Source organism: Rodentibacter rarus (assembly GCF_001998965.1).
In the GTDB taxonomy this organism is placed as follows: domain Bacteria; phylum Pseudomonadota; class Gammaproteobacteria; order Enterobacterales; family Pasteurellaceae; genus Rodentibacter; species Rodentibacter rarus.
In genome coordinates this window covers 1-9,756 of record NZ_MLHJ01000082.1, presented here as the reverse complement: position 1 = coordinate 9,756, position 9,756 = coordinate 1, and the positions used below count along the sequence as shown (strand labels likewise).

Sequence of the window (9,756 nt, the reverse complement as noted above, 5' to 3'; positions counted from 1 at the left end):
CATATTCAGAAAAATTATCTGCCCAATAACGCCCACAAAGCCCATCGGCAAAGTCGGTTTCTTTACTTCTCACCCAAGTTCGGGTGAAAGCAAGTGGAATAGTTTGACCGAGGATGAAATCTGTTCGTTGTTCAACCACTTGACCGGAAAAAACATCGATGGGGTCGCCTTTGGTGATTTTATCTTTAGCTGGGTTAAAGCGGTGGATGCCACTATTTTGAGGAAAAATGCAGGAAAAAGGAGGCTTATTTCGCAGTGTGAAATATACCCCGGTGTATGCGATGATTTGAGCGATTTTACGAAATCTCATATTTTGCAAAATGGATGAAGAATTTGACCGCTTGTATTATATTTTCTCATTCTCAGTTTCAAAGTATCCTTTTTCTGCAACTGTAATACACTCAATCCTTGTATAAGGATCCTCCGTAGCATTTGGAGCATAAATAGCAATTCCTAATTCGTAGCTTGTAAATCCTACATATTCCTCTTCTTCAATATTCCTATCGAATTGTGATATATATTTTAAGCAATCCGAGTAACTCATATCAGATAAATCTCTACTATTAAAATAGACAGAGCAACCAGTAAAAAGAATATATTTTAGTTTAAAATCTTTATTCATATATCCTAACGCAATACCACTTTCAAAAAAGTCATTAGTAGATTTTTCTGATGTATAAACATTTTCATTTTCGCTGGAAGTAAATTTTACACCATTTAATATATTTTTATTTATGAAATCTCTATCCATTCCAAAATATAAATCGCCAACATTTATGAAAGGGGTTATTATAAACATATATTCTCCTATTTTATTTTACCCTGTTTTTTATACCATTGTGTTAATTGCTCTATACCGTCATCATATTTGTTTCCAAACTTTCTCTTAATATCATCAACATCCATTTGAAAAGCTTCTTGAAACTTTCCATTTTCAATTAAATCTTTTTGTTTATTCCTATAATTTTTAGAGCCAGCAATATTATCAAAAGAGGCTGTTTGTTTATGATCATTTGTTTCCATTGTTAATGCACCGCCATTAGTTCCTTTATTACCAGCAGCTTGACTTGGCATATGATGCTTTTGTTCTACAGTTGTATTTTTTAGTGTTGGATGAGGAGAATTGTCAAAATCTAAATCTTTATATGCTCCACCTTTCACTTTAGTATTTTTAGATTTAACAATAGTCTTTTTAATCTCTTTACTAAAATCATCAATCCCCAACCTAATCTTTCCCAATCCATTTTTTATGCCTCTCCTAGATGGAGGGAATCCCATTTCAACGGCTACGATAAGCGCTTGCTGTACCGGTGAGAATTCTTCTGCAATTTCTGCTACTTGTGCTTTGCTTGAACCAAAAAACACATTGGGCGAACCTGATTTTATTACCGCTCCACAAGTCGTTTTATCTCCTTTTCTTGCCACATTTTTTCCCCCAACAAATACCGTTTCACTTCCCTCTGCTATCATCTGTGAAGCATGGTTATTACAAGCTACTGAATTGGGAATGAGAGTTGTGGCAATAGGCTTACCATTGACTAAAACAGAAGGGTTGCCCTGTTCAATTATGCCATCAGGCGAATCAAAGCAATCATCAATAAATTTTTGTGCTTCTTCAGCGGCTTTATCTATCCAATTTGGCTCACTACTTAAAGACAAAAGCCCATAAACAGAATAGGTTAGTCTAGCTGCTATACCTATTGGACCGAGTAAACCACACAATAAATAAGGGGCAGAGGCTACCATTGTACCAACCACGGCTCCAGCTAATGCGCCCCAGATACTTTTGTGCTGAATAATATCTGTCTGCCTTGCCACTGGCTCAACACAATCTGTATCACTGACAAGTTGGACTTTTGATCGTTGGAAATTGTTAATTCGTTGTGTAATACGTTCAACGATATCTGGAGACGAATTATTCACAGTCCGGCACTCAATGAAGTTGATTTAAAGATGAAGATAACTTGTTGCAAATACTATTTTTGGATTACCCTCATTGAGAATAGAAGTTTGCCTATCCATTTGAGAGAAAAGATGAAAATGAATATATGGACTGAATGTTACCACAAGACTAATAAATGTCACTGTATGAATTTTATCTAAATGAGACTGACAATAATCTAAACAAGCCCTGTTCAGGGTGACAAAATAATCATTTAAATATTTTGTCATTGGTAGTAATGTACTGACACTTAGTTTAAGTTCTTTCAGTGAGGTCAATATGGCATTAATTGGATTTGCGAGAGTTTCCAGTGTTCAGCAGGATTTAACCCTTCAACTTGATAAATTAGAAAAAGCAGGTTGCGAAAAGATTTTTTCAGGCAAACATTCCGGTAAAGAAGAAGCGAATAAACAAAAATTAGAAGAATTACTCAATTATGTTCGTGAGGGTGATGTCGTTGTCGTCACCAAACTTGACCGATTGGGGCGTTCGCTAAAACAAGTTTTAACGGTACTTGATCGGCTCAAAGAAAAAAATGTTGGATTTAAAGCATTAGAACAGCCTATCGATACGACAAAAGACAATGACCCTATATCCATCGCCATGATTCAATTACTCGGCTTATTTGCTGAAATGGAAAGAAATTTCATTGTAAGTAGGACAACCGAAGGAAGATTAAATAAAGGTGTGAAAGGTGGAAGAAAACCTTTATCCCCTGAAATTAGAGCCAAAATAGCCAAAGAGACAAGAAAAGGAGACAGTGCCAGTGTAATTGCTAAACGATATGGTGTAACGCCTAGAACCGTTTATAGGGTAAGAGCAGAAAGTAAAGGGATTACACAAATTAGAGAAAACCAAAATCACTTGTTCAAGTGATTTGTACTATCATACAAATTGGAAACGAGAGAGTGTTGCTATTGTTTTTGGATGAGAAAAAGTAGGGCGTAGCGAGCATACCTATGAAAAGGTTATTTATAGATATGAGCTGATTAACGAGGTATACAAATAAACAAATAATTATATAAATCTATTTTTATAGTTTTATTTTTTTATATGTTGTATTATTCTATTTAGAGGTAGCAATGTATCTATCTGATTAAAAAATTTGAGAGGTTACTATGAAAATTATCTCGGTTCTTAGCCAAAAAGGAGGTAGCGGAAAAAGTACCATTTCAATCAATATAGCCCGTTGTTTACAATTGAAAGGGTATAATGTTGTCTTGATTGATACTGATCCGCAGGCTTCCGCTAGAGAGTGGAATGCGTTAGCATCTGATGAATTTTTTCCAGTGTACGGTTGCGACAAAGGAATATCTGAAAAAGATATTAAGCAACTTGAAAAACTAGCAGATTTTGTTGTAATTGATGGTGCACCAAGAATAGAAAAAAGTATGGCTGACGCTATCCGTCTTTCTAACTTTATTTTAATACCGTTAAAGCCATCACAGTTCGATATATGGGCGTGTAAAGACAGTATCGAACTTGTACAAACTCGAATGCAGATTGATGAAAGATTGAAAGCTGGTTTAGTGCTTAGTCAGACAAACAAGCAAACTAATCTGACAAAAGATGTTGTACAGTTCATTGATGAAAATTTTGATATACCACTGCTTTCACAAAGTACAGGGCTTAGAGTGAGCTATGCAGAGGTATTAAGTGATGGGCGTACTGTTTTCGAAGGACAGTCCAAAGAGGCTAAAGAGGAAATTACGCAAATTACTGATGAAATTTTAATAATGCTAGGAGTACCAAATGAGCAAGCCTAAATTAACAAAAGGATCATTATCCTTAGGAAGTATTGAAAAAAAAGCAATGCCGGAACTGAAATCGAATTTATCTTCTAATGAGCAACAAACATCTATTTACTTGAATACAGAGATCTATAAGGCAGCGAGACAATACGCAATGCAAAATGATATGAGCTTCAAGCAGTATGTTAATGAGTTAATCCGTTCTGATTTAGAACAGAAAGGGTTAATATAAATAAAAATACATTTATATAATAATATAAATGTATAAGGAGTAAGTTATGACTTCTCAAGAAGAACGTATCTAACGTGAAAAGTTGGTACAGTTTGCATTAGATAATAATCTTCTTGAAGGCCTGATTATAATCATAAATAATGATGTTTTAGGGTTATCTCAAGAATAGGTTAATGGAACAATAAGTTTTCAAAAAATCAAAGATGAAAAGCATATGAAATATACTGAATTTACGATGCTTACTGATAAAACAAGGCGTAAAGAAACAATAATAACACTTGAATTACATTAAAAATAATGGCATAATTAATAAAAAATAAACCTTAATTTAAACACGTTATTATGCCTAGTATAACAGACTTAGAAACTCAAATTTTTGAAAAAGAAGGCGTCAGAGTTATTATTAGAGGTGGCTCTAAGACGGAAGTTCCAGAGTATTCTTTTTCAAGAAGATTACCCGATTCCAGTAACTTATCTGACTTGAGAGATAGAATTGCAAGAACTTTGGCTGATGATAAATTTGAAACATCAATAGTTTTAGGGGATGGAAATTCATCTCCACATGGTTTGACGGGAATGGAGAAGGCTAGAAATAGCTATAAATAAAAAAAACAACAAAATGAGTACATTTGCTTGTAGTTGTGATTTTACAGACAATCAAGATTAATTTGATGAGCCAATTTTATGCATTTATATTCTCATTTTTTAGTTAATGGAAAATTTTATGGACTAACTCATTTTAATTGCCAAACAGTAGAAGTTGAAATAGATAGTGAAGTTTATAAGGTTTCCTTAGAATTTGGTTGTCATTGCTTTACAGATGAAAAGGAAAATGGTCCTTTTTATCGCAGGGAAGGAGAGCGCAGTAGATATTGGTCTCAACAACGTTATGATGATTCATTAGCATTGCCAGATGTTATACGAAAAGCATTATTAAACCGTTCAACTTATGTTATTCCTTTTAAAACAAATGGAACGGAGCAATATCATTATCTAGATGATGGTTATTTTGCTATTTTCTTCTATGTTAACTCAATAGATATTAATCAAAAAACTATGAAAATTTATGTTGTGTCTGCTTATGATAAAACAACATATAATGGACAGCTCCCAAATGGGAAAGCTTACAAATTAGCTTGGATTTTAAGTAAAAGGGTAAGAGGTGAGTTTGTGTTATCATAAACTTGAAATATGCATATAAATAGCATATTATAATCACACCGATACATTACTGGGACAACAGAAATGTTGGGTATCGGGTCGGATGAAACACTCCCCTAGCCTGTGAGCAGGATAACCAAAGACTAACGCCTTATTCTCTTTTTAGAGAAACAAAAAGCACCTTAGTGGTGCTTTTTGTTTTTTTGAAAAATCTATCAATGTATAGACAATTTTTTTCTTATTATGTCAATGGTTCACTATGCATTTAACCGACAGAATGGGGGGTTCTATTTCCACCTTTAACTCATCACTAAAGGTATTTTTTGTTCCTAATTTAGATTTAAAACTGTCATTAACAGCTAAAAACACCAAGTAATTCCGTAAATCTTCGGTAGTGACATCTTCAATGCTAGAGTAATGTTCATCCAGGATGTTTAGTTCTCCTATTCTTCTTTGGTATTCAGCTTCTTTGATCCAATTACTAATAACTGATTGGATTGTATTGAATACGATGGCAATATTTTTTGAGATGCTCCAAATTCATGATATAGGATATAGGCAGCGATCTTTGCTTGTTCTTTAGGTCTTTTTCCAGAATAAGCCATTATTATTCTCCACACAATTAAATGATAATTTATCATTTAAAATTTGATAAAAAGCAAGCCATTCATAATGTATTCTTTCTGAAATGGATAGCCATAAGTAAATAACCCATTGTTTTACTTAACTTTATTTCTTAATAATGATATAATTATACTTATAGATAGGTCAAAAAACCATTCCTCTGGGGACAATAGAAGACCTCTATTTTTTATAGATATGAGAAGGAATATTAAGATGAAGATTTTTAAATTTGAAAAACTAAGAAAAGAATATTTAGTGTTAAGCTTGAAAGCTCTAATAGCGGCTAGAGCAAATCTTATTAGTTTTTGTAAAAACTCACGTTTTTCAAAAAACGCTTTCAAGCTTAACACACATTATTAAAAAAGTCAATAAAAAAACAATGAATTATAATTATTTTTTGAAATCTTCTCACAAGCTATTGAGCATTGTTCAAACTGCCCCAAGCTGTTCGGCCAATTTTTTTAATTTTAGCCCTTGTTTTCTTAAATTATAAGCCATTCCTCGTCTGCCTTTCACATCAAAATCAAGCATTGCGAGTGCTTTCAAGCTAGTCGCAACAGCTAATACTAATAAAAGAAGCGTTGCAATCAGAATGTATTCTGATACTTTCACATAAATCACCTTCTTAGCACGATAAGGCTAGTAGCATATTATTAACCCTGGGAAACTTATCTATTATTTTCACTTCTAAATTTTTACCAATTCACAATCCACTATCTTAAATCCACGCACCTTTACCTCATCACTAAAGGTATTTTTTGTTCCTAATTTAGATTTAAAACTGTCATTAACAGCTAGAAACACCAAGTAATTCCGTAAGTCTTCGGTAGTGACATCTTCAATGCTAGAATAATGTTCATCCAGGATGTTTAGACAATCACGAGCGTATACTCCATATTCGTGTGAGCTCATTTTAGGATTCTGCGTATCTAGTTTGACGTATTTGCCATAATTATTTTTGTGGGGGAATTTTGGACGTTTCTTGATCGGCTTTTCATAAGAAATATTAAACTCAATGCCAATTATCTTACGCCCTCGCTTAATCGGTTCATATTCAATAAACAAATCTGATTTATCATTAATTTCTGTCAGTGCTGGTGTTAAGACCCATTGTTTTAAATTGTTATAGCGATCATATCTTTCTTCAAGCTGAAGCCATTTTTTTAAATCCTCCAGTGAAATATATCTCTCTCCCACCCGCTTATACTGTGTTAATAACTCATATAGGCGGATTGAATGAACGCTAGAAAAGCCCGAAATATGATTTAATTGATACTGGGTAAACTGTCCTTTTAATTGAGTTAGATAGGGCATTACTTCGTTAGTCATTGCAATGCGAAAACGTCCCTCTTTTTTGAAATACGTTCTTGATGATACCCAACGAAATTCTGTTACACGCTCACTATCTTCAGTTCTAACACTGCGATCATAAATTCTTTTAATTGCCATTTGAATTTGCTTATAGGCATTATCTATACTAACTTCTGGAAATTTATGCACAAAATCACCAACCGTAAATTCAAAAATTTGCTGTTCACTTTTTGGATCCATTGTGCCAATAGTCAAAGCTAACAGTCTCATTTCATCTAAGGTCAGACGATAGCTCGCTTCAATTAGGCTATTTGCCTTTACTACCGTTAAATCATTTACCATAACATTAACTAGGGAATCTATAAAACTAGGTTGAACATATTACAATAACTAGAAAATATATCAATCTAGTTTAAAACAGTAAATCTCTAGTCATTTAACAGTAAATTTCTAGTCGTTTAACAGTAAATCTCTAGTCATTTAACAGTAAATCTCTAGTCGTTTAGAGAGCTAACTCATTGTAAACAAAAGTTTTTATCTAGCCGAAAACAAGATAAAAATATAAAAAAATAAAAATAGAGCCTAACGGCTCTTTTTGGGCTTTTAGCCCTGTTTTTTTCTTTTTATTTTTAGCTAAAACCCTTGTCTCACAAGGCTTTATCGAGGTTTTAGGGTTATAAATAACCTGATTCGTAAAATCCGTCATTCGCTAAAAACAACGTTTTTGGGGAATGACGGATTTTATATTTCTTAATATTAATTTGCTTTAATTACAGGATCTATCAATATTTGTATTGAATGAAATTGAAAAAAATACTATGATTTAAGCGCAAAATAATCAAGTTGAAAGCTGCGATCTTCGTATCTATAACCACTTTGCTTGATACTTTGAAAGTTGCATAAGTCTTGAAAGAGCAACGTTCTAACTGCGGTTAGATGACTAAAACTTGAGTCTAGCAAGTAATCTAGATGCCCTTTGTTGCGTTATGCAACCAAACCGAGCCTACGGTTAATTAGGTGCCCTTAAGGCTTGCAGTTCAGCCTATCAAAATGAACGGAGAAGCTGTAATAACCTGAAATGCTTCGTCCCTCGGGTTCGGTTATCGCTCAAGCCTGGCAACTTGATGAAGAGCCTTTTAAGACTGCGGACACGTCGGAATGCCAATTCTGACGACAGTTGTTTGAATCGTCCACCCTGATGGGGATTACATTTTGCCCCATTGGGTAAAACGTAATCTTTGACTTTTTTCATGATTACGGAGAATAAAAATGACTTGAAATGCTTGTAACATTAAAAACTACACAAGATATGATACGCCCTGTCTTGTTACGCTGTATCTTCAGCAATAATCAATGAACTTCAATGTGATAATGTTATTTTGGTTTTACTAAGGTTTTCCATCAATAAACACGAGCAGAGGTACAGGGCTTTAAGTATCTGAAATTGCCCAACAAAAATGACATATCTACATCCATTGAACATTATTGGTTTAATCAAACACCTACGCTCTGTTTGATTTCACACTAACACTTAACATTCCATTTAGGAGAAACGCAATGCGTGATCTCGTTTATTCTGTTTCCGTCTTATGTAAGCATAATAAAGACGGCTCTTTTGGCACGGCCGCAGAAAGACAAAAGTCTTTAAAGGCGGCAATGCAAAGCCTGTCTGATGCCGGGTATGGTATTCGTGATGTCAAGCAACTTAAAGGTAAACATATTCGCTACCTTGTCGAAAAATGGAAATCCGATCCGAATATCTCAACCGGCACCATCAAAAATAGAATGAGCCATTTAAGGTGGTTAGCTGAAAGGATTGGAAATCCTCGTATCGTAGAACGCTCTAATTCAAGCTATCACATCGAAAATAGAAAATATGTAGATAACCATAGTAATAAAGCAAAAAGCCTCTTAGAATCGAATTTAGAACGCTTAACGGACGATTTTGTAAGGTATTCCCTTCGCCTTCAGCAAGCATTTGGGTTAAGGCGGGAAGAGGCCATCAAATTTCAGCCTAAATTTGCTGACCGGGAGACTGAAATTGTGTTAAAAGGAAGTTGGTGCAAAGGTGGACGTGAGCGAATGATTCCTATTACAACCCCTGAACAACGTCGTTTACTCGATGAAATTCACGTATTTTGTCGGGAAAATAATACTCAATCACTCATTCCTCGTCATAAAACTTACGAACAACAAATGCGTACCTATGAATACCAAACGGCAAAAGTGGGGGAGGTTAAAAATCACGGTTTGCGCCACCGCTATGCTCAGAAACGTTATGAGGAATTGTCAGGTTTACTTTCTCCTAAGAAAGGTGGGAAAACCTCTAGAAGGCTCTCTGAAAGCGAAAAACAAGCAAATCAAGAAGCGAGGTTACAAGTCAGCAGTGAGCTTGGGCATAACCGAGAGGAAATTACTGCTGTTTATCTTGGGCGATAGCGGGTATCGCCCGTTTATTTTTGAATTTTAAAATTTTTGTATGCCGATATTATTGAGCGCTTTAGAGTGTTCTTCGGAAATTACAGCTCTGAGACTGTAATAACACAGAACATCCCCCATTGGATGTCCGGTTTCTATTCTTATATGGGGTTTTGGTTCCCCCTCTCCGATAATTACTTTATCATTAATGGCGATAGTTACATTATTATCTAATATAATTAGATAACCGTGGTTATCTTGATGTATTAAAATGTCTTTTATCATATTTTATAACCTATATGTCAATGATCTTCCAA

13 protein-coding genes are annotated in these 9,756 nt (G+C 34.4%); 6 read left to right on the top strand and 7 right to left on the bottom strand.

Annotation, left to right across the window (positions count from 1 at the left end; genetic code table 11):
- From BKK50_RS08460 to BKK50_RS08450, 3 genes are all read right to left on the bottom strand, one after another.
- Positions 1 to 310: DUF6531 domain-containing protein (locus BKK50_RS08460; RefSeq protein WP_143529793.1), on the bottom strand; the 310-nt coding region annotated here is incomplete at its 3' end.
- Positions 311 to 346: 36 nt separating this feature from the next.
- Positions 347 to 799, bottom strand: a complete 453-nt coding sequence (locus BKK50_RS08455; protein WP_077417185.1) for a hypothetical protein — start codon at positions 797 to 799, stop codon at positions 347 to 349.
- An 8-nt stretch (positions 800 to 807) separates the two neighbouring features.
- Entirely contained in the window at positions 808 to 1,923 is a 1,116-nt protein-coding gene (locus BKK50_RS08450) for a PAAR domain-containing protein (protein ID WP_077417183.1), read from the bottom strand.
- A 298-nt stretch (positions 1,924 to 2,221) separates the two neighbouring features.
- Between BKK50_RS08450 and BKK50_RS08445 the strand changes: the two genes are divergently transcribed.
- From BKK50_RS08445 to BKK50_RS08425, 5 genes are all read left to right on the top strand, one after another.
- Positions 2,222 to 2,818, top strand: a complete 597-nt coding sequence (locus BKK50_RS08445; RefSeq protein ID WP_077417181.1) for a recombinase family protein — start codon at positions 2,222 to 2,224, stop codon at positions 2,816 to 2,818.
- A 242-nt stretch (positions 2,819 to 3,060) separates the two neighbouring features.
- Positions 3,061 to 3,708, top strand: coding sequence for a ParA family partition ATPase (gene parA / locus BKK50_RS08440; RefSeq protein ID WP_077417179.1), 648 nt, complete (start codon positions 3,061 to 3,063; stop codon positions 3,706 to 3,708).
- Positions 3,695 to 3,925: a hypothetical protein gene (locus BKK50_RS08435; RefSeq protein WP_077417177.1), complete on the top strand. Its 231-nt coding sequence runs from the start codon at positions 3,695 to 3,697 to the stop codon at positions 3,923 to 3,925. The genes parA and BKK50_RS08435 overlap by 14 nt, the downstream gene beginning before the upstream one ends.
- Before the next feature lie 342 nt (positions 3,926 to 4,267).
- Positions 4,268 to 4,531 (top strand): hypothetical protein, encoded by a 264-nt coding sequence (locus BKK50_RS08430; protein WP_077417175.1) that lies wholly within the window; start codon positions 4,268 to 4,270, stop codon positions 4,529 to 4,531.
- A gap of 78 nt (positions 4,532 to 4,609) precedes the next feature.
- Positions 4,610 to 5,107: a hypothetical protein gene (locus tag BKK50_RS08425; RefSeq protein ID WP_077417173.1), complete on the top strand. Its 498-nt coding sequence runs from the start codon at positions 4,610 to 4,612 to the stop codon at positions 5,105 to 5,107.
- A 422-nt stretch (positions 5,108 to 5,529) separates the two neighbouring features.
- Here BKK50_RS08425 and BKK50_RS12465 read toward each other — a convergent pair whose 3' ends face one another.
- From BKK50_RS12465 to BKK50_RS08415, 3 genes are all read right to left on the bottom strand, one after another.
- On the bottom strand, positions 5,530 to 5,691 hold the full coding sequence (locus BKK50_RS12465) for a hypothetical protein (protein WP_158074660.1): 162 nt from the start codon (positions 5,689 to 5,691) through the stop codon (positions 5,530 to 5,532).
- Positions 5,692 to 6,139: 448 nt separating this feature from the next.
- On the bottom strand, positions 6,140 to 6,322 hold the full coding sequence (locus BKK50_RS08420) for a hypothetical protein (RefSeq protein WP_077417171.1): 183 nt from the start codon (positions 6,320 to 6,322) through the stop codon (positions 6,140 to 6,142).
- Positions 6,323 to 6,397: 75 nt separating this feature from the next.
- Positions 6,398 to 7,363: a replication initiation protein gene (locus BKK50_RS08415; RefSeq protein WP_077417169.1), complete on the bottom strand. Its 966-nt coding sequence runs from the start codon at positions 7,361 to 7,363 to the stop codon at positions 6,398 to 6,400.
- A 1,215-nt stretch (positions 7,364 to 8,578) separates the two neighbouring features.
- On the opposite strand from BKK50_RS08415, the gene BKK50_RS08410 reads away from it, so the two are divergent.
- Positions 8,579 to 9,460, top strand: coding sequence for a phage integrase N-terminal domain-containing protein (locus BKK50_RS08410; protein ID WP_077417167.1), 882 nt, complete (start codon positions 8,579 to 8,581; stop codon positions 9,458 to 9,460).
- Positions 9,461 to 9,487: 27 nt separating this feature from the next.
- On the opposite strand, the gene BKK50_RS08405 is transcribed toward BKK50_RS08410, so the two are convergent.
- On the bottom strand, positions 9,488 to 9,724 hold the full coding sequence (locus BKK50_RS08405; protein WP_077417165.1) for a hypothetical protein: 237 nt from the start codon (positions 9,722 to 9,724) through the stop codon (positions 9,488 to 9,490).
- Positions 9,725 to 9,756: the final 32 nt, after the last annotated feature.

What these genes read in the sequence shown, in the direction of transcription:
- BKK50_RS12465 (WP_158074660.1), bottom strand. Translation starts at nt 5,691, where the DNA reads ATGGCTTATTCTGGAAAAAGACCTAAAGAACAAGCAAAGATCGCTGCC.
- BKK50_RS08425 (WP_077417173.1), top strand. Translation starts at nt 4,610, where the DNA reads ATGCATTTATATTCTCATTTTTTAGTTAATGGAAAATTTTATGGACTA.
- BKK50_RS08430 (WP_077417175.1), top strand. Translation starts at nt 4,268, where the DNA reads ATGCCTAGTATAACAGACTTAGAAACTCAAATTTTTGAAAAAGAAGGC.
- BKK50_RS08445 (WP_077417181.1), top strand. Translation starts at nt 2,222, where the DNA reads ATGGCATTAATTGGATTTGCGAGAGTTTCCAGTGTTCAGCAGGATTTA.
- BKK50_RS08415 (WP_077417169.1), bottom strand. Translation starts at nt 7,363, where the DNA reads ATGGTAAATGATTTAACGGTAGTAAAGGCAAATAGCCTAATTGAAGCG.
- BKK50_RS08435 (WP_077417177.1), top strand. Translation starts at nt 3,695, where the DNA reads ATGAGCAAGCCTAAATTAACAAAAGGATCATTATCCTTAGGAAGTATT.
- parA (WP_077417179.1), top strand. Translation starts at nt 3,061, where the DNA reads ATGAAAATTATCTCGGTTCTTAGCCAAAAAGGAGGTAGCGGAAAAAGT.
- BKK50_RS08410 (WP_077417167.1), top strand. Translation starts at nt 8,579, where the DNA reads ATGCGTGATCTCGTTTATTCTGTTTCCGTCTTATGTAAGCATAATAAA.
- BKK50_RS08455 (WP_077417185.1), bottom strand. Translation starts at nt 799, where the DNA reads ATGTTTATAATAACCCCTTTCATAAATGTTGGCGATTTATATTTTGGA.
- BKK50_RS08405 (WP_077417165.1), bottom strand. Translation starts at nt 9,724, where the DNA reads ATGATAAAAGACATTTTAATACATCAAGATAACCACGGTTATCTAATT.